Source organism: Paenibacillus sp. IHBB 10380 (assembly GCF_000949425.1).
Lineage (GTDB): Bacteria > Bacillota > Bacilli > Paenibacillales > Paenibacillaceae > Paenibacillus_AQ.
This window is the reverse complement of the sequence record NZ_CP010976.1, coordinates 1,939,777-1,965,432: the sequence shown is the minus strand read 5'-3', so window position 1 is coordinate 1,965,432 and position 25,656 is coordinate 1,939,777. Positions and strand designations below refer to the sequence as shown.

At 38.8% G+C, this 25,656-nt stretch carries 20 protein-coding genes and 10 pseudogenes; 27 read left to right on the top strand and 3 right to left on the bottom strand.

Features of this window, described 5'->3' with window-relative positions:
* Positions 1 to 8: 8 nt before the first annotated feature.
* From UB51_RS08460 to UB51_RS29620, 10 genes and pseudogenes are all read left to right on the top strand, one after another.
* A complete protein-coding gene (locus UB51_RS08460; RefSeq protein ID WP_044876928.1) occupies positions 9 to 2,222 on the top strand; it encodes an NPCBM/NEW2 domain-containing protein in 2,214 nt (737 codons plus the stop codon).
* A 69-nt stretch (positions 2,223 to 2,291) separates the two neighbouring features.
* Positions 2,292 to 2,612, top strand: coding sequence for an ArsR/SmtB family transcription factor (locus tag UB51_RS08455; RefSeq protein WP_082063290.1), 321 nt, complete (start codon positions 2,292 to 2,294; stop codon positions 2,610 to 2,612).
* Between the two features lie 60 nt (positions 2,613 to 2,672).
* Positions 2,673 to 3,081, top strand: a pseudogene (gene arsC, locus UB51_RS08450) (arsenate reductase (thioredoxin)).
* A 59-nt stretch (positions 3,082 to 3,140) separates the two neighbouring features.
* Positions 3,141 to 3,296, top strand: a complete 156-nt coding sequence (locus tag UB51_RS08445; protein ID WP_044876927.1) for a drug/sodium antiporter — start codon at positions 3,141 to 3,143, stop codon at positions 3,294 to 3,296.
* The gene (locus tag UB51_RS08440; protein ID WP_044876926.1) at positions 3,286 to 3,480 is read left to right on the top strand and encodes a hypothetical protein; all 195 of its coding nucleotides are present in this window, start codon (positions 3,286 to 3,288) and stop codon (positions 3,478 to 3,480) included. Before UB51_RS08445 ends, UB51_RS08440 begins: the two co-directional genes overlap by 11 nt.
* 2 nt (positions 3,481 to 3,482) lie before the next feature.
* Positions 3,483 to 3,653, top strand: coding sequence for a hypothetical protein (locus UB51_RS28185; protein WP_160297240.1), 171 nt, complete (start codon positions 3,483 to 3,485; stop codon positions 3,651 to 3,653).
* Positions 3,650 to 3,976 (top strand): annotated as a pseudogene (locus UB51_RS29625) (ATP-binding protein); the annotation flags it as partial. The gene UB51_RS28185 and the pseudogene UB51_RS29625, both read left to right, overlap by 4 nt.
* A 160-nt stretch (positions 3,977 to 4,136) precedes the next feature.
* Positions 4,137 to 4,248: pseudogene (locus UB51_RS27670) on the top strand (ethanolamine ammonia-lyase reactivating factor EutA); the annotation flags it as partial.
* A gap of 88 nt (positions 4,249 to 4,336) precedes the next feature.
* The gene (locus tag UB51_RS08430) at positions 4,337 to 4,795 is read left to right on the top strand and encodes a cupin domain-containing protein (protein WP_044876924.1); all 459 of its coding nucleotides are present in this window, start codon (positions 4,337 to 4,339) and stop codon (positions 4,793 to 4,795) included.
* A gap of 18 nt (positions 4,796 to 4,813) precedes the next feature.
* Positions 4,814 to 4,936, top strand: a pseudogene (locus tag UB51_RS29620) (RHS repeat-associated core domain-containing protein); the annotation flags it as partial.
* Between the two features lie 124 nt (positions 4,937 to 5,060).
* Here the strand turns inward: UB51_RS29620 and polYB are convergent.
* A pseudogene (polYB, locus tag UB51_RS28855) lies at positions 5,061 to 5,194 on the bottom strand (DNA polymerase IV); the annotation flags it as partial.
* A gap of 699 nt (positions 5,195 to 5,893) precedes the next feature.
* Here polYB and UB51_RS29615 point away from each other — a divergent pair.
* Positions 5,894 to 5,938, top strand: a pseudogene (locus UB51_RS29615) (hypothetical protein); the annotation flags it as partial.
* Positions 5,939 to 5,958: 20 nt separating this feature from the next.
* Here UB51_RS29615 and UB51_RS28845 read toward each other — a convergent pair.
* Together UB51_RS28845 and UB51_RS08415 are read right to left on the bottom strand one after the other, a co-directional pair.
* Positions 5,959 to 6,486: a hypothetical protein gene (locus UB51_RS28845; protein ID WP_234405699.1), complete on the bottom strand. Its 528-nt coding sequence runs from the start codon at positions 6,484 to 6,486 to the stop codon at positions 5,959 to 5,961.
* 23 nt (positions 6,487 to 6,509) lie between these two features.
* Positions 6,510 to 7,199, bottom strand: coding sequence for a helix-turn-helix transcriptional regulator (locus tag UB51_RS08415; RefSeq protein WP_044876921.1), 690 nt, complete (start codon positions 7,197 to 7,199; stop codon positions 6,510 to 6,512).
* 746 nt (positions 7,200 to 7,945) lie between these two features.
* Between UB51_RS08415 and sdaAB the strand changes: the two genes are divergently transcribed.
* The 16 genes and pseudogenes from sdaAB to UB51_RS26965 form a co-directional block, all read left to right on the top strand.
* Entirely contained in the window at positions 7,946 to 8,644 is a 699-nt protein-coding gene (sdaAB, locus tag UB51_RS08410) for an L-serine ammonia-lyase, iron-sulfur-dependent subunit beta (protein WP_044876920.1), read from the top strand.
* Positions 8,645 to 8,667: 23 nt separating this feature from the next.
* On the top strand, positions 8,668 to 9,564 hold the full coding sequence (gene sdaAA, locus UB51_RS08405) for an L-serine ammonia-lyase, iron-sulfur-dependent, subunit alpha (protein WP_044876919.1): 897 nt from the start codon (positions 8,668 to 8,670) through the stop codon (positions 9,562 to 9,564).
* Positions 9,565 to 9,663: 99 nt separating this feature from the next.
* Positions 9,664 to 10,983 carry an aromatic amino acid transport family protein gene (locus tag UB51_RS08400; RefSeq protein WP_044876918.1) on the top strand — a complete coding sequence of 440 codons (1,320 nt, stop codon included), beginning with the start codon at positions 9,664 to 9,666 and terminating at the stop codon, positions 10,981 to 10,983.
* Positions 10,984 to 11,174: 191 nt separating this feature from the next.
* Positions 11,175 to 12,737 carry an L-serine ammonia-lyase, iron-sulfur-dependent, subunit alpha gene (gene sdaAA, locus UB51_RS29410; protein ID WP_044876917.1) on the top strand — a complete coding sequence of 521 codons (1,563 nt, stop codon included), beginning with the start codon at positions 11,175 to 11,177 and terminating at the stop codon, positions 12,735 to 12,737.
* A 354-nt stretch (positions 12,738 to 13,091) separates the two neighbouring features.
* On the top strand, positions 13,092 to 14,156 hold the full coding sequence (locus UB51_RS08390; RefSeq protein ID WP_234405643.1) for a thioesterase domain-containing protein: 1,065 nt from the start codon (positions 13,092 to 13,094) through the stop codon (positions 14,154 to 14,156).
* Between the two features lie 61 nt (positions 14,157 to 14,217).
* Complete coding sequence (locus UB51_RS08385) at positions 14,218 to 14,442, top strand: hypothetical protein (protein ID WP_044876916.1); 225 nt, start codon at positions 14,218 to 14,220, stop codon at positions 14,440 to 14,442.
* 405 nt (positions 14,443 to 14,847) lie between these two features.
* Positions 14,848 to 16,200: a tyrosine-type recombinase/integrase gene (locus UB51_RS08380; protein WP_044876915.1), complete on the top strand. Its 1,353-nt coding sequence runs from the start codon at positions 14,848 to 14,850 to the stop codon at positions 16,198 to 16,200.
* Positions 16,200 to 18,008, top strand: coding sequence for a site-specific integrase (locus UB51_RS08375; protein WP_044876914.1), 1,809 nt, complete (start codon positions 16,200 to 16,202; stop codon positions 18,006 to 18,008). The genes UB51_RS08380 and UB51_RS08375 overlap by 1 nt, the downstream gene beginning before the upstream one ends.
* Positions 18,009 to 18,296: 288 nt before the next feature.
* A complete protein-coding gene (locus UB51_RS08370) occupies positions 18,297 to 18,569 on the top strand; it encodes a hypothetical protein (RefSeq protein ID WP_044876913.1) in 273 nt (90 codons plus the stop codon).
* A gap of 436 nt (positions 18,570 to 19,005) precedes the next feature.
* Positions 19,006 to 20,678, top strand: a pseudogene (locus tag UB51_RS29610) (serine hydrolase domain-containing protein).
* 284 nt (positions 20,679 to 20,962) lie between these two features.
* On the top strand, positions 20,963 to 21,115 hold the full coding sequence (locus UB51_RS27660; RefSeq protein ID WP_199924994.1) for a DUF4177 domain-containing protein: 153 nt from the start codon (positions 20,963 to 20,965) through the stop codon (positions 21,113 to 21,115).
* Between the two features lie 311 nt (positions 21,116 to 21,426).
* Positions 21,427 to 21,498, top strand: a pseudogene (locus UB51_RS29270) (TetR family transcriptional regulator); the annotation flags it as partial.
* 237 nt (positions 21,499 to 21,735) lie between these two features.
* Positions 21,736 to 21,918 (top strand): hypothetical protein, encoded by a 183-nt coding sequence (locus UB51_RS28815; RefSeq protein ID WP_234405570.1) that lies wholly within the window; start codon positions 21,736 to 21,738, stop codon positions 21,916 to 21,918.
* 55 nt (positions 21,919 to 21,973) lie between these two features.
* Positions 21,974 to 23,369 (top strand): annotated as a pseudogene (locus UB51_RS08350) (serine hydrolase domain-containing protein).
* Positions 23,370 to 23,999: 630 nt separating this feature from the next.
* Entirely contained in the window at positions 24,000 to 24,563 is a 564-nt protein-coding gene (locus UB51_RS08345) for a metal ABC transporter permease (protein WP_052675814.1), read from the top strand.
* A 105-nt stretch (positions 24,564 to 24,668) separates the two neighbouring features.
* Positions 24,669 to 25,598: pseudogene (locus tag UB51_RS26965) on the top strand (ABC transporter transmembrane domain-containing protein); the annotation flags it as partial.
* Positions 25,599 to 25,656: the final 58 nt, after the last annotated feature.

Here is a 25,656-nt window from a genome sequence, read left to right as displayed (position 1 = left end):
AGGATTTGATGAGAAAACTTAAGAAGTCACTTCAGATTTTATCCCTATTGGTGGTAACAGCCGTTGTAGTCCCTGTCTCGCCAATTGGGGCACTAGCCCAAACCTCAGAGGCAGCCATCACACAGCAAAGTAATCTTGTTGTTCAGCGAAATTTTGAAGTAAAAGCCCTTGGAGATATATGGGCGGAAGGCGAGCGAGAGCGTAGACTCATAAATGCTCGAAAAATATATCAGCCGACAGGTTTATATGCACAACCCAATGAACAAATTAAGATTGAAGTTTCAGGTGACAAACCAATTACAGCGGTTATTGGGGTACATCGTCATGATAAAGAATGGGCGCTTTTTTATCCATTACAACCAGGCATAAACACAATTTCCTCACCAAATGGCGGTTTGTTGTCATTTGATAACAGCAACAATGAAGGTAGTATTAATGTAAATGTAGTGAGTGGGGGGAGTCCTGTTCCATTCTTTGTATTAGGCAAGAATACAAATGCGGATTGGCAGGCAATGATGAATGCTTATCCTAATGCACCTTCTGTTGTTCTTCAATCAGAAAGAGCTCTCTTTGTCTTCTATTATGCTACAGCTAAAGATCATATCTTGAATCAAGACCCAATTGCTGTTTTACAGACTTATGATAAGTTTATTACAGCACAGGATCAAATATCTGGACTATCTAATTCTGATTCTGATCCTAGGCATCGGTTAGATAGGCATTTGATTGGCTTTGTTGAATCAGAAAAAACCATGCCAGGAGCATATGCATATGCTTGGTATGATGGGGCAATTATGCCTAAAGAAACTGGAGCAAGTGCCGATGCTTTAAACCTTACAAGAACGGGTTGGGGGCAGTATCATGAGGCAGGTCATTTGAGACAACAAGGGCCTTGGAATTGGGATGGGATGACTGAGGTGAATGTAAATCTATATTCTCTAGCTGCTAAGAAGGTTCTTAAACCTACTGAGCCTGCAAGATCACAAGGCGAGTACTTAGCTGCTTTCACGTTTGTTGATCAGCCAACCAAGAATTTTTCAGACTCTAATTCAAAATTAGAAATGTTGTGGCAACTTAATCTTGCTTTTGGGGATAACTTCTACCCAGAGTTACATCGATTATATCGTGAGATGGCAAATGCTGATCTGCCAACTACAGATGATCAGAAAAAACAGGCATTTATTCTAAACACTTCAAAAGTAGCTCACTATGACTTGACGCCATTCTTTGATAAATGGGGTTTGTCTGCAACAAATGAAACACGAAACAAGATTAATTCATTGAATTTACCTCTTCTAACTGCACCAATTTGGTTTGGGTCAGAGTACAACATCATTAAACCGACTGATGGAATGGATAAGGTAAAAGGTATTGGGGGTATCATTGCAGCAACAACAAATAGCCAAGAGACTTCAAGTAGTAATAATGCCGCAGCATATGCATTTGACGGAAATACAAATAGTATGTGGCACAGTGAATGGAATAAACCAAATCAGTTTCCTTACCATATTACAGCAAAGTATGTAAATCCGCTAACTTTCAACAAGCTGACATATTTACCACGTCAAAGCGAAGAAAATGGTATTATTACAAATTATAAAATCCTAACTAGTCTTGATGGGGTAACATTCACTGAGATTGCAACAGGCACTTGGGTAAAGGACAACACAGAAAAGACAGTAACTTTCACACCTACTCTTGCTAAATATGTTCGACTTGAAGTACCTCAAGGTGGTGGAACAAATGGTTATGCATCTGCAAGTGAGATTAAAATCTTTGAAACCGATCCAGTAACACCACAACCTGTTACAACGTATCTCAGCGATATTGATTGGTTTTCTGCCACAACAGGTTGGGGAACAATCCATAAAGATCTTAGTGTTGAAGGAAATACACTTAAGTTAAATAACAATACCTATACAAAAGGTTTGGGCACACATGCTAACAGTGAAATTGTCTACAAACTGGATGGGCAGTACACATCCTTTGCCGCGCTAGTTGGGGTAGATAATGAGGTAGGTACTGTAGGTTCTGTGGAGTTCCAAGTTGTTGTAGACAATCAAGTTGTATTCTCTAGTGGTGTTATGCATAATGATGTAGAGCCAAAAGAGGTAAACGTTAATCTTTCTGGAAAGAATGAGCTAAAGCTGATTGTAACAGATGGTGGAGATGGTATAAATAGCGATCATGCCGATTGGGTAAATGCTCGTCTTATTAAATAGTATTGTAGATTAAAGTACGTCAAAAAGAGAGGGGTTATTCCCTCTCTTTAGTTTTAGGGTTGATTGACAATATTGATCTCAATAGAGGAAATGGCGGAGCAATTTAAGTTGTTAGGTGATAAAACTCGACTTAAAATTGTCTCACTTTTATCCCAACAACAAATGTACGTTTGTCATTTAGTTGAGCTATTGCAATCGACTCAACCGAATATTAGCCAGCATCTTCGTAAATTAAAGGACGCAGGTTTAGTGGTAGAGGAGCGAAGAGGACAGTGGATTTTTTATTCTTTTTCGATTGAGGGTAAACCTCATTTAAAAGAAGCAATTGAATATTTGCCGAAGGTAGGGGAAGAAGAGCAAGAAAAAATCAACGCGATGATGTGTGAATAAGGAGTGTGGATGCACTAAATAAGTAAGAACTAGGAGAGATTAAGGATGAGTTAACCATTGATGTATTTCCTATGCACCAGGAAACTCTTGTCGGAGCCAGATAGCAGATGGATGGTTGAAAGAGTTAGGTAACGATCAATACGAAGTCAAGAGTGCAGGGTTAGAGGCGCATGGTTTGAATCCAAGAGCGGTTCAAGTGATGAGGGAAGCTGGAATTGATATATCGAACCACACCTCTGATGTGATCGATCCTGAGATTCTCAATCGTGCAGATTATGTCGTAACCCTCTGCGGGCATGCGGATGAGCACTGTCCTGTGATCTCGAATCCTCGAGTGGTGAAATGGCATTGGGGATTTGATGACACCGCGAAAGCCGTTGGAACCGAAGAGGAAATCATGGCTCAGTTCCGTGAGGTGCGCGATACAATCAAAGCCAGAATCGAATATTTCCTAGCAGAAGGAAAATAATCAGCGCTTTGAACCGACCCTTGTGGTCGGTTTTTACTTAGGGCATGAAGGAGTACAGCATGAAAGGCGCAACTGATTTAACCAAAGGTAAGATTATGCCGGCTTTGATGAAACTATCCCTTCCGATCATAGCAACCAACTTCATCTCCACGACTTATGGACTTGTCGATATGATGTGGGTTGGCCGGCTCGGAAGTGGTCCTGTTGCAGCCTAAAAAATGGGTAATCGATAACCTAAGCGAGTATGCAGTATCTAACGATAATCATTCAATTAATTCTCGTGAAGTTGTCGCGGAGGCATTCGCTGAATATAACCATAATCCGCAGCCGCGTGAAGTTGCTCGGAGAATAGGAGAAGCAATCGAGCAGGCTCTCGAAAAATACAGGAAGGGGAAATAAAATTGAATATCAAAAAGCCGGAGTTTATGAAAAGTAAATATTACGTAGGCGGAAGGCTTTCCAAAGATGCTCCGCCTGAGCTTAAAAAAGAGTGTGAAGAATACAAAAAACAGTTTGAGGTTTTAGATGAACCCTTCAAGCCGTTTTTGCTAACTGAGAACGATCTCAAATGAGGTCGTTCTCAGTTAGCAAAAACCTTGTAAATATGCATAAAGATTCACATATAAAAATTACTTTCGAAATTCAGGTTAATGAATTGTTGCAAAATTGTTTTGAACATGCTTTTCAAGATTGTGAGCATGGACACATCGTTATTTCTATGAGTTCCAACAACGGCTTTTGCACGATTGGAGTAATAGATGATGGCAAAGGATTCAACTTTGAAGAATATTCACAAAAAAGATTAGATTTATCTATTGTAAATAGCTATGTAGAGGATAAACTAAAAGGGAGCATGCAATTTGAATCTACAGCGTGTGGAACAACAGTTTCATTCACGTTTAAAATGAATAGAGGACTACAAAGGCGTAGTCTTACTAAAGCAAAGTGGCTTAAGGTTATAGAATTCCTACTTGATAGGAAGCGGTATAACTTTAGGCCTCTTTGTGTTTATTCTCTGGTATGGGAGATGAGGAAATGGCAGAAGAATCCAGAGTATGGCGTCATCGTTTTCCGTTCCGCGTATTTTGATTACGGAGAAAGAAGTCATATACCGTAGTGAAATTTGTTTCACACCTCCTTTTAGCCGAGAACAGAATCGATGTTCAAAAGTGTATCACAGCTGTAATGGTTGCTATGCTCATTGCAAGTAAAATGGTTCCAAAAAACTGCACCTAAGAAGTAGAGGAGGATACCCATGAGTATCGATGAAAAGATGATTGAAGAGATGGTTCGTAAAATCATCATGGAAAAAGTAGGGGCTGATGCTCTTGAACAGAACGTTCATAGAGGTCCTGGAGGGATTACTTCTGTTAAAGTGCCAAATATGAAAGTAACAGAAGAGGATCGTCTCGATACAGGCAACCCTAATGATATCGTCTATTGTAAAGATCTTTTTTCGCTAAAGGAAAGTCCAAGACTTGGCTGCGGTATCATGGAGATGAAAGAAACAACCTTTGACTGGACACTTAACTATGATGAAATTGATTATGTGATTGAGGGACATCTGGATGTTATCATTGATGGTACAAAGGTGTCAGCTGGTCCAGGAGAAGTGATCCTGATTCCAAAAGGAAGTAAGATTCAATTTTCTGTGCCAGAATATGCACGATTTATCTATGTAACATATCCGGCTAACTGGGCAGAACAAGCGTAACATACTAATTTCTACTCGCCGGAGGAAAAGCGGTTTATATCGGAGGATACGTATGAAGGGGAACTGACAAACCCGCTGAGTTTGAATCGGTATACGTATGTGCAGAATAATCCGCTGAAATATATTGATCCAAGTGGACATGCAGAATGTGGAGGGGCTACGAACTGCAATCCGAAACCCAAACCGCCGCAACAGTAATGTACGGTATACTCCAGGCTCCATGGTTTCAGAACCGGGGCTTTAGCAATGCCCAGGTACCAATTTTGAGCGGACAAGCTGCCAGAATAATTCTCGATCGCGGGCAGGATCTCTTGATACAACTAAAGGTTTATCCTTGTATTCGGGATGGGCAGCCTTCTCGACAGTCAGCAAGCCACTTAGAGTATCGGAAAAAAGCAACCTGAATGATTATTACTCCGTAATAATGGAAAACTAGTTGCTAAAGAGCTGTGGAATTAGACCAAATACAAAACAATTGATTCTTGACTATGGGGTTACTATAAAAAAAGATTATACGAAGGTGTCGGGTGACAAGAACATACATACATAAAAGTCGCGTAGTTGCGGCTTTTTTTGTTTTAACGATATATGTTCTTGTCAAAAAGCAATGACAAGAACATGTATCCTTTGCCGATTGAGGACAAGAACATATATTGTTCTACGTAAATGTGAACGGTTATCAATTAGATCTTAATTTCGTGCACTTTTCTTGAGCCATACCTGAACAGACAGGGTAACTATCTCATGAATAAATGATACAGACTAAGCAGTGGCGTTAAGCTAACGGGCAGTATAGTTACACAGGACGTTTGAATAACGTGTAATTCAAATGGGACATGCTAGAAAGGGTTCTACATATCTGATTGAAAGTCTAGCTTTGTAAAAAAGATTGATCGTTTATATTAAAGATTGATTATTTGTAATAAAGTTTGATAAAAATCACCTCTCTAATTATTCTTTGAGGTGATTTTTACTTTGGTTTAAATCATGAAATAAGAGTATTTTATTGATTATAGAAACAAGCTATCCTATCCACCCAACATTTGCTCCATTCCTTGGTGGTACTACACTGGAGTTCAAATACTATCACATATTGATGTGGTCGTTACGGTAATTCCATATGTCGGTCCTCATCTTGATGTAGGTAAGGATAGAATAAAATTTCAAATTAATAATATGGGACAGGTTGTTGTTGATAGTGAAGTAATGGCATTAAGCTCCCATGAAAATAAATATGCAGTTACTGTGAAAAAGGCAAAAGTAAATAAGACGCAGCTGATTGCAAAGGCTAATGTGTAATATTTTGGATTGAGGAAAACACCAGAGATTGACGTATCAGGTGAGGATAGTGCATATTCAACAAAAATGTTTTGAAACATAATTAAAGATTTGTCGTGCACATCGTCAAGAGGATATGAACAAAGTCCGAGGTAACGGATTGATTGTTCAATCGCGCGCGAAAATTGTACGAGTTGGTAGGCATCGAGAGAAGAGGTTGGGGGGGGGAGGGGAGTAGTAATATAAGAAGAGGCATCGCGTAATAAAATTGAAATTACGTAATGCCTCTTTAATTTTGCTGTTAATCGGTTGTATTTATTATGTTCTGAGCTCTGCTGAAATAACCAGGCTTGACCTCTCCAGCTGTCGATAATCCTATTCCTTTTGCAGTATTTGAGCCAGAAACTCTTCATAAATAACATCCTTTTGATATTGCTCAATTGTTCTGGTTCGATTGGAGATACTTGTCGTTGCGCGATATCATTTGATGATAACGATAAACACTTGATTCCGACATTCCCATTATATCAGCAACTTCATTTATTTTACCTTTAATTTCAAATACCCCGTATTCTTTTAATTTAGAAATAGCAAGTCTCTTTTGTTCAGGTGATAATTGAGCACCGGATTCTAATATATCTTTATCTATTACTGAATAAATGATATTACGAATATTACCGGTAAGTTTTTCAACAGGTTGTTCCTGATCAGTTTCCTTTTCGATAACTTCTATATCTAAGCTTAGATTGGCCAATTTTAATATATCCTTTGCGACTTTCCTATAGACATCCGCATCAAAATTTATACATAAAAGACCTTGCAATTGACCTTCACGATCTTTTATAAATAAAGTTGATGAACGATATTTTTTACCTCTTGGTCCTTCTCCAACATAATCTAAAACATAATCCTTATCTAAATATACTTTTTCGTTGATTAATTTTTTTGCATAGTTAGTTAATGGGGCATTTAAAGATCTTTCACTTAAGTCTCCATTGACTATGTGACCGATATGAAAACCTTCATTAGGATTTAAAACATGTAAAACAAATTCATAATTAGATCCCAAAACTCCCCCGAAATAATTCATTATATTTTGATAGTGTCGAAATAGTTCATTATCCAATTAAGTATTCCTCCTTATAAGAGCAATCAGTTATTCCTGAATTTTTCATTCACTATGAAATTGCTCGCTTCGGTTTGACCATTACGGATCCATAAAAGACGCGCTTTCCTTCACGTTCTTGGATGCATTCTTCTTTTTTTTAGCTATAGCCAATTCAAAATAGATAGATAACCTATTATAACAAGGTTTTTGGAACTTTACAGGGAGAAAAATTAAATGTATCGTCACGGATTCAGGTTATTTATAATACTGAAATTATAAAAGACTTTGGTAACACCCAAATATTGCAATAATAAACTTCTATAAAAATAATTTATTATTATTTTTTTGACATCATGATCACTTATGTAGTATTCTATATATGTAGTAATAAAAAATAGTTACTGTAATAAATTATTCTAAATTGGTTAAGAAGGATCAGATTAAAATGATCGTTGTTTTGATAGCATTGATTGCAACGAGTATTATTGCAACGAGTATTATTGCAACGATAATTTATCCAAGAGAACAATTAGTACTAAGAAAGGGGTTCGATTCCTACTGTTACTCTTGAAAGCCCTTACATGATAGGCGCTATTATTCCTTTAGTTGGAATGACACCGGAAAATGAAATTAGGTAATAACTGTTAGGTACAGTTTCTGTTGCTATTGAACCTCTTACTCAAGCTGACATTATCGTAGTCCGGTCTCTTATTTAGATTGGTAATTCTAGTAACTAGTATGGCAACTATGGGGAGGAAACTTATATGAACATGAAGGTAGTACCTATTAAAGAAAAAAAGGTTGTTAATTACAAAAGTTGTTTTGATGTGATTGGACCGGTTATGATCGGCCCCTCCAGTTCACATACTGCAGGTGCCTTAGCTATTGGAACAGTTGCCAATAAATTATTTCAAGGTCTTCCAAAAAAAGTTGTGGTAAGGTATTATGAATCATTTGCTGAAACCCATAAAGGACACGGAACTGATTTTGCAATTATTTCCGGTATATTAGGATTTGCTACCGATGATAGTAGAGTGCCCGGTGCTATTGAAATAGCAGAATCTAAAGGAATTGACATTACCTTTTTAGAAGAAGCAGGTGATAGTCCTACCGGTCATCCGAATACTGCAGATATTTATCTGGAGGATGAAAATCGAAGTATTAGAACAATGGGTATTTCAGTCGGTGGCGGATTAATTGAAATCAAACATATAGAAATTGACGGGTTTAGCTTAAATCTTCAAGGGCCATTGCCGGTTATTATAGCGATTTCCGAAAGAGATGACCTTGAATTTATATTACGCAGGATCTTTAAACAATATAATGTGAAAATTAACAATTTTAATAGTTTGGAAAAGTCAGGAAAATATTTATATGAATTTGATTTGGATTCTCAATTACCTAGTGATGTTCAGAAGAAATTGAGGACTTTTAGCAGTACAGCTAATATCATTATTTTTTAATTAGATTAGGGGTGAAACATTTTATGTACATGACTATAAAGGAAATTATCGATGCGGCTAATCAAAAACAAAAGCCAATTTATGAATTAGCAATTGAGCAGGAAATCGAGCAAACTAAAACTTCTTATGAAAAAATTTGGAGTAAAATGGAAAAAAATTTAGTGACTATGGAAAATTCTGCTAAGAAAAGTACTGAGGGCAACGGAGTATTTTCTCCGACCGGTTTATCCGGAGGGGACGCTGTTAAAATAAAACAATATCGTGAAAGTGGGAAAACCCTTTCTGGAGATTTGATGATGTTCGGGGTCCAAAACGCTATGGGAGTTAATGAAGTAAATGCATCGATGGGGGTTATTTGTGCAACTCCAACAGCAGGCGCAAGTGGGACGATCCCGGGAGTACTGTTTAGTATTCAAGATAGATTACAGTTAAGTCATGAAGAAAAGATCCATTTTCTATTCACTTCAGCTCTATTTGGAATGATAGTTGCAAATAACGCTTGTATTTCCGGAGCCTTCGGAGGATGTCAAGCTGAAGTAGGTAGTGCCTCAGCAATGGCTGCAGCAGCAGCAGTAGAAGCTGCCGGAGGAACACCTCAGCAATCTTCTGAAGCTTTCTCAACTGCACTACAAAACTTACTCGGTTTAGTTTGTGATCCGGTTGCAGGTTTGGTAGAAATTCCTTGTGTAAAGAGAAATGCTATTGGAATGGCTAATGCCTTAGTAGCAGCGGACATTGCATTAGCGGGCGTAATCAACATCATCAATGCTGACGAAGTAATTGAAGCGATGTTTATAGTAGGAAGACAGATGCCTCGCGAATTAAGAGAGACAGGTTTAGGCGGAGTTGCAGCCACACCCACAGGAATTGCTATTAAAAACAAAATTTTTGGAGAAAAGGTTACTAGAAAAGAAAGATAAAAACTAGACAGAGCTATCCCGTGTAAGGTGTAGGGTCTTAGAATTATTTTTGTGTCAATAAAAGTGGTTTTGAAACAGTATACAGGGAGGAATTATAATATGAATGGGAATACAGCGGAAAAACTAGAATTTACAGCGGAAAATACTACAGTAAATAATGAAAAACATCTAAATCCCAAAAAATGGCATAAACAAGATACCACCTGGGCATTGAGCCTTTTTGGAACTGCAATTGGAGCAGGCGTACTTTTTTTACCTATTAATGCGGGAGCAGGAGGTTTATTATCATTATTGTTAATTACAATACTTGCATTTCCTGTCATGTATTACTCGCATAGGGCGATGGCTAAAATGATATGCGCTTCCGATTCTGCTGAAGAGGGGATTACAGGTACGATAAGAAAGTATTTCGGTAATAAGGCAAGTGTAATTTTTAACATAGTATATTTCTTCTCAATTTATACTATCGTGCTGATGTATTCGGTTGCACTAACAAATACTGCAAGTAGTTTTATCGTGAATCAATTGCACATGAATGAGCCACCAAGAGCCATTTTATCGCTTGTATTAGTACTCGGTCTTATAGCTATACTGAATTTTGGTCAAGATATTACTGTAAAGGTAATGAGCATGCTAGTTTATCCTTTCATAGCTTCGCTGCTTTTTATCTCAATATCTTTAATTCCAAATTGGAATACGTCGATGCTTAGTTTTTCAAGTATTACTACTGCTTCAACAGGAGTAGGAGGATACTTCAGTATGATATGGTTGATTTTGCCAATCATAGTATTCTCGTTTAATCATTCTCCTATGATATCGTCATTTGTTGTGAAACAGAAACAAACTTATGGAATAGCTGCTGACGCCAAATGTGCTCAAATACAAAAATTTTGTTATATAATGACATTCGGTGTAGTTATGTTCTTTGTTTGGAGCAGTGTCTTGTGTTTGACTCCAAATGATCTTGCAATGGCAAAAGAACAGAATTTATCAATACTTTCATATCTTGCCAATCGGCTTGATTCGCCTGTAATCGCTATTGCAGCTCCTATTATTGCGTTTGTGGCCGTAACAAAGTCCTTTCTTGGCCATTATGTAGGAGTATACGAGGTAATGCGTGACATGGTTATCTCGTCTGGTAAAGCGCGCGGAAAAGACCTAAAAGAAAAAACAGTTAAGAGAGGTATCCTTGTTTTTGTAGTATTAACATGCTGGTATACTGCTTATGCAAATCCAAGCATTCTTGGAATTATCGATACTCTCAGCGGACCTTTAGTTGCTGCTATTTTATGTGTTTTACCAATGTATGCGATCCGTAAAGTTCCTGTATTAGCTAAATACAGAGGAAAACCTAGCAATGTATTTGTCATTGTTGTGGGCGTTCTCACTGTCCTAGCAAGTTTGAAATCATTCTTCTAATTAAATAATTAAATCTATAACTTTTGAGCTTGTCAGGTGACTTGTCATTGGCATCTGATCAAGCTCTCTTTTATTGATTAGTCGATTCCTTCTTATATTACGAAGTATGGTGTGATAAAAGTTCTTGATTATTTATCTGCGGTGGAATAATCTTTTTGCAACAGCATCGATTAGCTTAAAGGAGTGACAACATGTCTTTTACAAATTTGCAGGAATTATTGGGAATGGCAGAGCGGGAGAATATAACTATTGCAGAATTAATGATAAAAACAGAAGAGGTACAGAAAGGTTTATCGAGAGAGACGATTATTGAAAAAATGTCAGAACAATTTACGGTTATGGAGGAGGCTGTTCGCAGAGGAACTGAGAGTCCGGTAATGTCTCGTACTGGTTTAACTGGGGGAGATGGAAACCGTCTTTATGAGTATACTAAAAGTGGGAACTCCTTTGTCAATTCTACAACCTTACAGGCCGCAGCCAATGCACTTGCAGTATCAGAGGTTAATGCGGCAATGGGGAGAATTGTAGCGACACCAACAGCCGGTTCGGCTGGGGTTTTGCCAGCTGTACTCGTTCATGCTCTAGACAGCGGAAGATTTACCCGTGACCAAGTTGTACAGTCGACTTTTACTGCTGCTGCACTTGGCTTAGTGATTGCCAATAAAGCTTCGATATTAGAGGTTGAAGCCGGCTGCCAGGCTGGAATTGGGTCAGCCACTGCAATGGCTGCAGGTACATTAGTAGAACTTGCTGGCGGAACACCAAAGCAGGTGGGAAATGCGGTTGGGATTGCGTTAAAAAATTCATTGGGATTGGTTTGTGATTCTGTTGCCGGGCTGGTGGGAATTCCGTGCATCTATCGCAACGGTTTACATGCCATTACCGCTCTAGCTGCGGCAGATATGGTGTTAGCTGGGGTGAGTAGCATGATTCCTCCGGATGAAGTCATTCAAATAATGCATGAGGTCGGACAGCAAATGCCCGAATCGTTAAGAGAAACGGGAATGGGAGGTTTGGCTGGAACTCCAGCAGGGCAACAAATAAAAGAGAAGATTCTAGGGGGCAAATCTAATGCCAGTGGGCCGGTTAAATACCAAAGAGCTTATGAGATCATTGGTCCTGTAATGGTGGAACCTTCGAGTTCTCATACAGCCGGGGCTGTTCGGATTGGTAATATTGCTTACCAGCTTTTAAACGAAAAACCTCTATTTGCAAAGTTCACCCTGATGGGCTCTTTTGCTGAAACTTACCAGGGACACGGGACAGATTTAGCTCTCTTAGCAGGTGTTCTCGGGTTAACAATGATGGATGATGACATTCCGAATGCGAAAGAATTAGCCGAAAAAAATGGATTAAAGTATGAATTTACAAAACGAGTTCTTGGAAGCTACAATCCGAACACCGTTTTGATTGAATTAGAGGGAGAATCGCATAAGATAAAGGTATTAGCAAGCTCTTTAGGTGGGGGTAAAGTGGAAGTCCAAGAATTTGATGGTTATCCGTTAAAATTTAGCGGTGAACGGCCAACCCTAGTGATCCGCCATACTGATCGAAATGGAGTCATTGCAGATCTATCATGGATAATTCAGGAAAAAGGATGCAACATCGCCCGCATGGGAAATGAACGTTCAAAAATCAATGGTCCTGCGATTACGGTTTGCGAAGTTGATAATACCGTTGACGAGAGTCTCTTAGCTATGCTAAAAAGAGAGATTCCGATTATAGATGAGATTCTTCTGGTTCAAACTGTGTAAGCGAATAACTTAGACAAGAGGCTGCCCAAAAAGTCGGTGAAAGCTGACTTTTTGGAGCCTTTTTTATATTTTTTGCGTGCCCAGCAAGCCGTTAATTGCTAGTTGGTGAAAGTCCAACCCGAGTAAGTAGCGAGACGCGACATATGTACAAAATACTATATAATATAGAATCACTAAATCTATTGACTAAGGTATTATTTTCCTGCTATTCTACGAAATGTGACACATTTTGGGAGGACACAATTTTTATAGCAGAAAAGTATGCCTTATTTTTATTGTTTTTAAATGGAGGAGTTTACTACGTTTTATCACGTTTTTTGTCCAAAGGATGTCGAGAGCAAATATCAATTGCTAGTGTTTGATGATGATAACGAGCCATTCCTTCCATTGATTTATTTTTATCATGAACATGTAAATAGAATTAGTGAAAGTTCCGTTATTGCTTACTTACATACATTAGAACCTTTCTTCTATTGGATGAAACATAATAGTCGTTCCAAAGGAAGAGTTGTTGCGTGGAGTGACAATCTGAATGATGTTCAAGAAGCAGTAAGGCAATATCTGATTCAAGTTATGCATTGTAAGGTACGTGGGCGTGATAATCATGAGGGCATTTATCTAACGAATAAGAGTTCGAAGTCAGTGCAGTTGTTCTTATCAGCACTTAAGAACTTCTACAAGACAATGAATCGAATGGGAATGTATGCACAAGGGAATCCGTTAACCGATTTAGAGTTTGAAAATAACTTATCAGATAGGCAAGGGGTCCGACCAAACAAAACAAGAGTGTTTCAAGCAGCTGGAACAGAGGAGTCGATGGAATATCGCAATCAAACGGACTCTTACTTTAAAATTATAAATGAAGAGTGGATACCTGAAATCATCGGCGATAGTGATTTACCGTATCGGATATACCGTGCTGGTCAGTCCCAGAATTGGTGTTTGAGAGACGAAGTCATAACAAGGTTCATGTTTGAAACGGGGGCAAGAATCTCTGAAATATTAGAATTAACGATGGGTGATTATCGTTCACGATCCGACCAACATGAATTTGCTGCAACTAATAAAGGCAGCTATAAACGAAGAATTAAGACGTTGAAGCTGCTCATTCGATATGTAAACGCAGAGTTGCTTGATTTATTCTTACCGATATTGCACGCTGATTTTAAGATATCAGAAACATATTGTCACCAAGAGAAAAAAGATAAGATCGCTTGTGATATTACAATCATTAATGGTCGCAACGACCACAGTGCTATAATGTATGACATGTGCGAGTGGAGATATTATGCAGGTGGGGCAGCGACTTTTCATACGGTAGATGGTGGACACTTTTTTATTACAGAGAATTATGGACCTGTTGTGGATATTATCAAGCAAACATTGACAATATCGGATAAAATTCTAGAAAGGCAATGATAGATCGTTTTATTGTGAACTAATCTTCATTTATCTTAATTGGAAAAGAGGTTTTGAATCAATGAATAGCAATATTATTTGGGGGATAGTATTATTAGCGCTGAGTTTGTTTCTTAAGCCATTATTGGCGATTGTGGGGCTGAATGAAAGGTTGTTCGGATTGCACTGGCAAGGTGAAACTGTGTTTTCATTGAGTCCATTCTTAGTTCGGATTATTCTAGCAGTAATTGGGATTATCATGCTTATCATCGGCGGTATGCAAGTTGCAAAGCAGAAGAATAAATAATTGAAAGGATAGAGAGCACAACAATTGATCTTGCTACAATATTGAACATTTATAACCAAGGTATTGAAGACCGCAAAAAATTATTATAATCCCCAAACGGGGATTTTTTAATGTTCGTAGAACAAAAGGAGCCAGTGAGGCTCCTTTTGTTTGTAATTATCACGATTTACGAAATGTGACACATCTCGAAAACAACAAAGACGTATTTTGATAATATTAATGAAGAAGCAAGAGAACACTGACATATGTATAAAATACTATGTAAATACAATTGTATATTTTAATTGACTAAATGTTTAATTATTAGTATCTTCATTTGATGTTAGACATTAAAGATGGAGCACTCTTTGGACTTAATAGAATGCTTCTATTTTTTGTGAAACTTAACGGGTAAGGATGCTGCTTATGGGCAAATTTTTTCATGCATATTGTCCTGCTGACTTTGATAGCAAATACAAATTAATAGTCTTTGATGACGAAAAGAAGCCTTTCATTCCGTTAACAGAATACTATCATGATCAAGTGAAAAGAATAGGGGAGTCTTCTGTAATCTCCTATCTAAATACGTTGGAACCATTCTTTAACTGGTTTAAACACAATGGATCTTATCAAAGAAGAAGTGTTGTATGGAACGATGAACCAGATGCTATTAAAGAAGTCGTAAGGCAATATTTAGTTACACAGATGATGTGTAAAGTACGAGGTAGAGAGCAGCATGAAGGAATATATTTGACAGGTAAGAGTCCTAAAACGGTCAAGTTGTTCCTTTCATCGATTAAAAGCTTTTATCGTTCAATGATTCGTTTAAAGATGTATGAATATTCTAATCCACTTGCTGATTCAGCATTTGATTATCAAGTAAATGACATTAAGGGTGTCAGACAGAATAGACCTAAGATGCCGAAGGATGCTGGAACAGAAGAACCAGTTGTATACCGTAGACAAACGGATTCTTATTTCAAAATTATTAACGAGAAATGGGTTCCTGAGATTATTGGTGATTGGGACTTACCTTATCGAATCTATCAAGCTGGTAGTAATATTCACTGGTCATTGCGAGATGAAGTAATCATAAGATTTCTATTCGAAACAGGTGCAAGAATTTCGGAGATTCTTGAGTTGACACTGGGTGATTATCGGAAACGATCGAATATCCATGAGTTGGCTGCCTCAAATAAAGGAAGTTATAAGCGGCGTGTAAAGTTCATTCGTATATCTTCAGATACGCTAAAACTGCTGATTAAATACGTCAACACGGAGCGGTATGAGCATGCTTCCTCGCCAGCCACATTTAATGAACTAGATGATCAAGCTCCATTATTTATTACGATCAAAGGGGATTCCTATAAATATTCTGCGTTTTATTCAAATTGGAACAAAATCATTAATAATGCTGGAATTAAATTAAATCCCCATAAAGCTCGACACTGGTTTGTAACTTCAATGTTACGGAGCATCTATGATGAATCGGAATCACTACCCCAAATTGAAGACAAGAAAAAACAGCTCGTTGAGTATATGAAATGGCGAGATCCCGATACGCTTTCTGTGTATGAGCATTATTATGATGAACAGAAATTCAGAGACTTACATGAGCAAATGCAAGAAAACTATTTGAAACGAGAACAAGAATTTTTCAACACCAAGAGATCATTAAATAGCGATAATAAAATGAAGAAAGATACTTCATTACATCTTAATGAGCCTCAAACACCAGAGGATTGGTTGCTTGATTTTTATGAGGGGATGGAAGATTAATGATTAATTATTCGGACATTGTAAATAAGCTTGAAGATAAACTGTGGGTCAAATTACTTTATAATCGTTTGCCTGACGATTTGTTATTTCTAAGCGACCCAAACGGTTTGTTCTACTGGGATAAGGTTGACGAAAAAAATCTGAAGTATTTTTATCGACAATGTCTGGATGTGCCTTGGACAAATCAGTTTGCCCTCGCACTTATATGTTTGACAGATCGAAGCTTAACCCCTCAGTCAATAATGAATATTGTAAGTGTGCTAAATGCAAGGTTCAGAAATATTTTTGATTATTATAGACTTACTCATATAGATCAGTTACAAGCCAGCCACATCCAAGATTACGTAGTTGGTTTAATACTTTCTGAACATACCGATCGTCAACGTCAGTCAATAGTGACAGGCTATAATACTTTTCAGTTCAACTTAAAAAAATGGATTGGTACACAGTTCAGTGTCGAACAACAGAAGTCATTGTATACGTATGTTTTAAAAGACATTCCGTTTGACAATCGAGATTTCAATGTGAGAACCAGAGCAATCACTAATGCAAAAACGAAGCGGAAAGAAGATACTTCGGCGATAACACCTCTGCTGCCCGAAATAAGAGCTGAAGGTCATTTCAGATGGAATCAGATCAAACGACTTAGAAAAGCCGTTAAACGAGCCGTCAGACAAATTAAGAGCGAGAATCTAAGTTTTCCAGTTGAGTTTTCATACGATGAATCAGAATATGCAAACGAGAGATGGTTCTTTACGATATGGGATTATGAAAGTTTTGATCTGGAGTATGAGGGAAAGGCGAAGCATCATAAATTATATAATGATGAAAGCGAATTTGTCTTTTTGGAGTTTACTAAAGCTGAAAGATTAGATGATCATACCGAGGGCGACGGACCTTGGTTCATTGATATATTGCGTTATCGTTTGCTGGGTAAATGGGAAGGAAATCACTATTCTTCTGATCAAAAAAAGGAAGTTCAAGACTATCTTACCCATTGGGGATACGATGTTGATTCAGAAGGAAAAAAAGCAACGCCATTCTTCTCGCGAAATCCTGGTTTATTAACTCAAGGATTTCAAGTAACCAGAAGACAACGATTCTCAAAAAGTATATTGATTAACTTGGAACCGTTCTATATAGCCAGTATGTTTGCCCGATTTTCTCTAGATATAATTACCTCATCGGGGGCACGTATTAACGAGTTGTTGCAAATAAGTTATGACAAAGATTGTTGTGTAATCACGACGGATTCAAACATACAACCTCCTCGAAAAAACTTTATTTATCGATTGATCCCAAAGGGAAGAGAGGAAGTTGAAAATTACTATGTTCCCGAAGACCTATATAAGTTTATGACCGAAATAATCAAAGAATTAAAGGAATCCTATAGCAGTGATAGCCTGCCTAGCGTTGAATACGATGTTGAGAGTAGAAAACATTTAATGACAGTAAAAAAATATATCTTTCAATATGAAAATCGCCATATCAATGCAGCTACATTAAATGCCATATTGAGGTTTTTGCTTCACGGTATCATCATCCAAGCTTCTGACGGTAGGCAAGTGATTGTAAAGTCGCATTTACTGAGACATGCCTTTGCTACACATGCTGCTCAGAATGAAAAATTACCACTTGATATAGTTAAGGAGTTGCTACACCAAAAAGATATAGCCGTTACAGAACCAATTGAGAGTGTAGCCTCAATTAGATCTCCTTTTTGCTATTTAATACTATTGTTGATGCTGCAAAATATATTGGGGATATGGATTTTTGGAGAAGCATATGAGGTAACGAGGGGGAATTAGGCCACATGTTGCAGTACAAAATCAAATTTGGCTTAAAAGTCAATTTGGATTGTTTCAAGAGTCGCCGCTGAATGAACACGGAGCCGATTAATGGCTCCTTTTCTGAGCTATTGACTTGGCGCTGTTAAGCTAACGGGCAGGATAGTTTAAACGCTTCGCGAATAACTCCAAGTATGGAATTAATTGCGAAGTTCGCAAATTAATCGATATACACAATTACACAAACACCTGAAACCATTTCTAAACATAATCGTAGCATATTGTAAATAAATTGCATTGAGGTGAAGTATGAAAGCTTTTGATTACTTAAGAAGAGCCTATTATAAGCTTAGTTATTATTATCAGAAATTTCAATTTATTGTAATGTCTTTTGTAGTTGCTGGAATAGTTGATTATTTTTTTATTTACGAGATTTTCGTTTCATTATCAGCATTAGCACCTGTTTTTATTTTAGAAATTGCTCCAGTCATTATTATCATTTTATCAATAATTATTATTCGAGGAATCGTTAAATTTATAAAGAAGATGAAAGAAAACAAACACTTACTATTTTTATTCTAACAAGAAATTATCATATCAAGAAGCTTTGACCGTATTTCAAGGAGTGTTAAACTTCGTATAACACCATATTTACGCTTCTGTTCATTGGATTCTCCCATAGCATTTCGAGGATTTAAGTCAGTTTTTCATTAAGCTAACGGGACACGATAGTGCAAATAACCAGGGAGCAAACCGTTATGGGCAGCTGCTCCCTTTCGCATTGAAGTAACGGGCAGTTTTGCATAAATACTAATTTTTTTATTAATATTTAAATATACCAATTTTTGTTCATATCTACTAAAACTCCGGAAGGAGAGTTCGAATGATGAAAAGTCGATGGATAATGGGAGTTGTGCTATCTTCGTGTCTGCTGCTAGCCTCCTGCGACGACAACAAAGCACCGGCAGAGACGCAGAACATAGCAGGGGCGCTGAATACATCTGAGCCAACGGCGGCAATGGACTCGCCTTCGAGCAAGGCTTTAATCACCTACGAAGTAACCCGGAATTATGCAAAGGAGAAGGCAGATCTCCTCACGAAAGCTTACGATACGAACAGCGTGCAATACGCCCTTATTGATCAAGGGAAGATCGACCTCGATAAGCCGGTCGTCCAGTATATACCCGAGTTTGCGATGAAGGACGAACGCTACAAACAGATTACGCCGCGCATGCTGCTGAATCACTCTTCCGGTTTGAATGGATCGTCGCAGACGAACGCCTTTTTATTTGAAGATAACGATACGTACGCCCACGATACACTGCTGAAGGAACTGGCCGATCAGACCTTGAAGGCGAACCCGGGCGCTTTTTCGGTTTACTGCAATGACGGATTTACGCTAGCCGAGATTGTGGCCGAGCGAGTTAGTGGCATGAACTTTACCTCTTTTATCCATCGATATATTACGGAACCTCTGGGTATGACCAATACAAAGACGCCACTTGATTCTCTGGACACAGCGAAGATGGCGGGACTCTATTATCCTACCTATGCAGGACAACTTCCCAACGAGACGCTCAACGCAATCGGATCGGGAGGCATTTATTCCACGGCGGAAGATTTAACTCGATTCTCGCAAGTTTTCACGGGGGAAGCGGAAGAAGTCTTGTCCGGTAAATCGGCTGCGGCCATGGCGCAAGACGAGTATAAGACGCCGTTGTGGCCTGACGATGCGGACAACTCATTCGAATACGGTCTTGGCTGGGACAGCGTCAATCTGTATCCCTTCAGCGAATATGGGATAAAGGCGCTGACCAAAGGCGGGGACACGGTTCTCTATCACGCATGTATTCAGGAATCTATGGCTCATCACGTACAACGGCAAATATAGATATTACCGAAGGTGGCGTCATGTCCATCACTTCGGAGCAATCGCCAGTTAATCCAGACGAGATCTACTATTATTCGGCAGACGGCACGTTCCGGAGTGCGGATGGGAATAGGATGATCAGCTTCGTGACTGAGGAGAACGGACGCACCTACTTATGGCTTCGTCGATACCATTCTTTCCCGGGTCTTGGGCAGATAGCTATATCAATGTACAGCGCCGAGAAGCTCCAGCCCCAAGATCTTCCGGCAGGGACAATAGAGGCATGGATTAAGCGCGATGGAAAGAAGTATTATCTGCTGAATGAGAAGTACACGTCGATTTCTTATTTGACGTCGATAACCATCCACTTGAATGTGTCGAAACAATTTCCAGGGTACGTGTTGGATAAGCGAATAACCGGCCCGAATTCAGCCATCTCCGAATTGCAAATTCCGGGAATAAACGGGCGGGATCTCTCAAGTTATACGTTCTTTACACAGGAAGGCGTTGAGTACTTGAATCTTGGTGGGATCATCTTAGTGAACGAGGACGCCGTGAAGCCTTTTAACTTCGCTAAAAAATCAATCGTTACGATTCCGCCCGACGGATACGCGCAATGGTATACGATAAGCGACAAAGACGGGAGTAAGGCCATTAAGGTGAACATGCCCTCGAACGCTTCCTTCGCCGTTTATGATGCAATGGGATCATGCACCTACTTTAGTATCATCGGAGGCAAGGAACAGGTTGAACTACCCGCGGGAGGATCTATTGTTTTTGCCGGAGATGCCGGCACGAAGTTCGAGATTTCAGCGCAATAACGTCGCAATAGGCATTTCATAACAGGCCAAGATATAGTCCTGCGTATAAGAAAGAAGATTCCTCAAGAAAAGTTGGATGAACTAAAAACATCCATAAAAAGTGCCTTGATTCATTCCAATAGGTGAACATTCAACTAACGGGACACTATAGCTTAATGATAAAACAACGGTAGCCGACCAGAACGATAAGCTGCCGCCGTTTACACTAACTGGTAGGGCAATTGAAACGTTAATTGACCAGAACTCGTAATTAAAAAACATACTGAGTGAAGGGTGGGGTAATCATGTATGAGTACAAATATGTAGAGACTTCGTTAGGTGGATTTTTCTCATCCGCAACACATAGAGACACAATAGATGAGCATGCGAGACGGTTGGAGATTAGTGCAGGTTTTGCCGACTCATTACTGTCCAGTGACACTAAAGTGCCTACATAAGCAGTATCAGCAAAGCCTGCCGAATCAGGCTTTTTTATTTTTATGTTGGCAAATTGATGTCACGCCAAAATGCACTAATCTGCCCACATTGTGGGATTTTGACATAAGGTTACCTACATTGTGGCGGTACTTTCGCAAAATGATCCTAACGTCTATAATTCAGTGATTTATTAGACAGAGAAACAATATAACTGGAGCTACAAGTTAAGACCTCGAGATGAGTTTCAATTAGTTATATTGACAAAGAAAAGTTCTCAAACAATAAAACATTTTTTAGCGGCAATAAAATCCTTCTATAAGACGACGCTACGATTAAAGATATTGCAAGCGAAGCCGATATCACTTCGGGACTTGTTCATTATTATTTTAAAAATAAAGAAGAACTGTTACTTTCCGTACAGAATGAAATCCAAAAGCATTACCAAAGTCAATATGACGGACAGCCGGATGACGGTGTAAACTTCGAATCAGTTCTACTTGAAATCAAATCCAGAGCGGTAGACAATCCCGACTGGTATCGTTGGCGATATGAGATTTTTTCTCTAGGGATAAAAAGCGAAAGCGGGCATCTTGAACAGCACGTAGCGTCTATTCTCAAGAGTGGGAGAGATAGTCTTTCCATGCCGTTGCAGCACTTTGTTGGCGATTCCCAAAAGGCCTCTGCGCTTGCCGGTATACTATTAGCTTGCTTCGACGGACTAGCGCTTCAGAAAATTGTCGACGATGAATTTGATATTGACCAATCGTATAGATTATTGATCGAGCTTCTTGAGCTATATATAAGTAAATCCCATTCTGTTTAAGTTAATACATTTTCACTTGAACACATAACTAAACTCATACGAAAGGTGAAATCAGATGAAAAAAATACTACTAACCAGTTTATTCATCTTCCTGCTCGTTGCTCCTTCTCTTTCTCTAGCTGCTGAAGGTCGCGATACGACTCAACAAATCGAAACATTTATGAAAGAAGCGCTGGAGGAATATCATATTCCGGGTGCTTCGCTGGCAGTGATACATAACGGTCAGACCGTCTTTCAAAATAGCTGGGGGACAATGAGTGATGGATCAGCCGTAACGGAAGATACGACTTTTCTAATAGGTTCGGTAAGCAAACCATTGACATCACTTGCTATTATGACATTGGTAGAAGACTTATATCCCTTGGTTTACCTATCAAACAGACAGTACAAAATCAATAACTGTACGTAATCTATTAGAACAGACGAGCGGAATTAGCGCATATGACGGAATGAAAGTGACAGATCAGCAAGATCGTGATAAGGAGAAAGGCATTACTCAAGCCGTTACAGAACTCAGTGGAGTAAAGTTAAACCATGTTCCGGGTGAGGTATATGAAAATAATTCAGCTAACTATTTACTTTTAGGAGCTATAATTGAGTCGGTCTCCAACCAGTCATTCTCAGTATTTATGGATAAATATATATTCTCTCCTCTTGGCATGAATGACACTACTGCCGATTATGAAAGAGCGATTGACAAAGGATTTGTACCCGGTTTTCATTCATGGTTCGGCAAGCCTGTTAAAGGCGGTGGGTTGTATGATCAATCGGGAGCACCTTATGGTTATATGTCTTCAAGCTCTAGTGATCTCGCCAAATTTATAAAATTCATGCTATACGGCGGGGATTTATTAACCGAACAAAGTCTAAAACATTTACAAACACCCCCAGAAAATGATAGACGATACGGCTTGGGCTGGCACTTCCCCAGATCGGGCGATAAGTATCCTTATCATACGGGTGCAACGCCTGAATATAAATCGGAAGTATTCTTTATTCCCGAAAAAGATCTGGGCGCCGTTCTTTTGATGAATAAGTATCATGAATTAGAAGCTGTTTCGTACTTAAGTATAATGGAGGGAATTCGATCTATTATGAATGGCCAAAGCCCGAAATTGGCAGAAATGAAAGTGAGCACGCAATGGATTACGCTTGGGGTTGCATTATTAATGGTTATTATATCCATACTAAGCTTAATCCGTTTACGACGCAAAACCATGATAAATAAAACGTTATGGGTATCTACGGGGCTCATCTCCGTCATATTCGCTGTCGGACTGATTCCATTATTCACATATAGTATGGGTATCTCATGGAGGACAGTGGGTCTTTTCCTTCCAGACATCGAATTTCTCATACAATGTCTGATCGCGATATTAGCTGTTCACGGTCTCTTAACCTTCCTTTTTATTGCAATGAAACTAAAAAATCAATACCTGAATAACGGCTAATTACCTTTAAAGGGTGTTTGTGGTACTGAATTAAGAATGTGATATTTATGCTGTTACAGATGATATTAATAAACTCCTTCAGGAACCAGATATCACTGACGTTACTTTAGAAATAAGCTTTGACCCTGTACATTTCGGAACTACATTTTATTCTAAGTTCATCTTTCTTACTTTTCTATTGAAACTCTTATAAATCATACAAGGTGTTAATAATCCCAAGATTATTACAATGAGAAGGGTATCACGCCATATCAAATGATTCGTAAAAAGTAATATATTGATGTTATGAGTCGTTTCTACCAGGTGCTTTACCAATAGATGAACTCTCAAAATCATGTAGACAAAATTGCGAATAACTAGGAAATAAAAGAGTGACAATAACCAATAATTTACGATCGGCGGAATATGTATCATATTGACACCTGTTTTAATTAAGCGGTATAGCATCATGATTAGAATGAGGGTAAATGATATAGTAAATTGGATTGGGGTAAGTATGATTGTCCAGATGGAGGATAACAAGAATGGGGCAATGATGACAAATATGATCGTAAAAAAAGTGCCTTTGATCATCATCCGTTTTTTATCCAAATCTATCGTTCTTACCAAGAACTCGCGATACCCATTATCTTGTCTACCGGCATTGGTCTGGGCGTCGTGCTGATTAGCTTAGCCAATGGTTTTAATGTGGATTTGTTCGGGTATCTATTCGGAAGCTTGCTCTCTGTTACTCGGAATAACCTGATTACGATCACGATTGCCAGTGCTGTCATCGTATCCGTGATTTGGGTGTTCTATAAAGAATTGCTATATCTCTCGTTTGATGAGGAGAGTGCTCGCATATCGGGCATTCCGCACCGATTCATCAATCTTATATTTAGCATCTTAGTCGCACTTGTCATTAGTGTTTCGATGCAGGTCGTTGGCATCTTGCTCGTGTCGGCCATGATCACGCTACCTGTCGCAATCGCCCTTCGCTTAGCCAATAGTTTTCGTCAGACCTTAATTTACGCGATCCTATTCGGTGAGCTGTCCGTATTGAGCGGTTTATTTATTGCCTATGTATTTGACCTTGCCTCTGGTGGAACGATCGTAGTCGTCACCGTGCTTTACTTAGTACTTGTGTTGATTTACAAGAAAATCCAGAATTTTTACATCATTAAGAAATCTAGAATTGAGAATGTGGAAGTATAATCCGGCAGCTCTTATGAGCTGCTTTTTTCACTTTGACACATCCCCCCACGGGGGATATAATGACCGATAGTTAAACATTGCCAGATAAGAGGTGATCCAGCGTTGATAAACCTGAAAACTTATTTTAAATTCGTAAAGCCTTATTGGCCTATTTTGTTGATTACCGTACTAATCGGGATTATCAAATTTGGGATCCCTTTAGCATTGCCATTAGTCATGAAGTATGTGGTCGATGATTTGTTACTAAGCTCATTGTCCGTTGATGAGAAGATCTCACAACTCATGTGGCTCATGGGGGGAGCTTTTATCTTGTTCGTCGTCATACGTTACCCTATCGAGTACTACCGCCAATATTTCGCGCAATTGGTGACCAACCGCATCTTATTTGATATTCGGAATCGTCTATACGATCATGCCCAGTAATTATCCTTACGCTATTACCAGAATCATAAAGTGGGGGAAGTCATCTCCCGCATCATGAACGATGTTGGACAAACGAAAAGTCTCGTGGAAACCGGCATGATGAATATTTGGCTGGATCTTATCACGTTATCAATAGCTTTAGGCATTATGAGTTATATGAATACTTCGCTTACGGTCGTAGCAATTGCCATTTTGCCTTTTTACGCCATAGCCATCAAAATTCTATATCGTAGGTTGAAAGACTTAACGAAATCGCGTTCACAATCGCTAGCGGAGATGCAAGGATACCTATATGAACGTGTTAACGGCATACCGATCATTAAGAGCTTCACTCTTGAACAGCACGAGAAAGACTTGTTTGCACATAAAAACGAACATTTTCTTAACCGAGCAGTAGCACATACCAGATGGAACGCATTGACCAACGGAATTATTAACACATTAACGGATATTGCTCCATTGTTGGTTATTGCTTACGGCGGTTATCAGGTAATCTACGGGAACTTGACGATAGGTTCACTTGTTGCATTCTTTGCATACCTGGAAAGGCTATATACACCGCTTCGTCGTCTAGTCAATTCCTCTACGGAATTAACACAGGCAAGCGCATCGCGGAACTTGAATTAGAGAAAATCATGTTTCCTGGTAAGTATGAAACAAAGTGAATAGC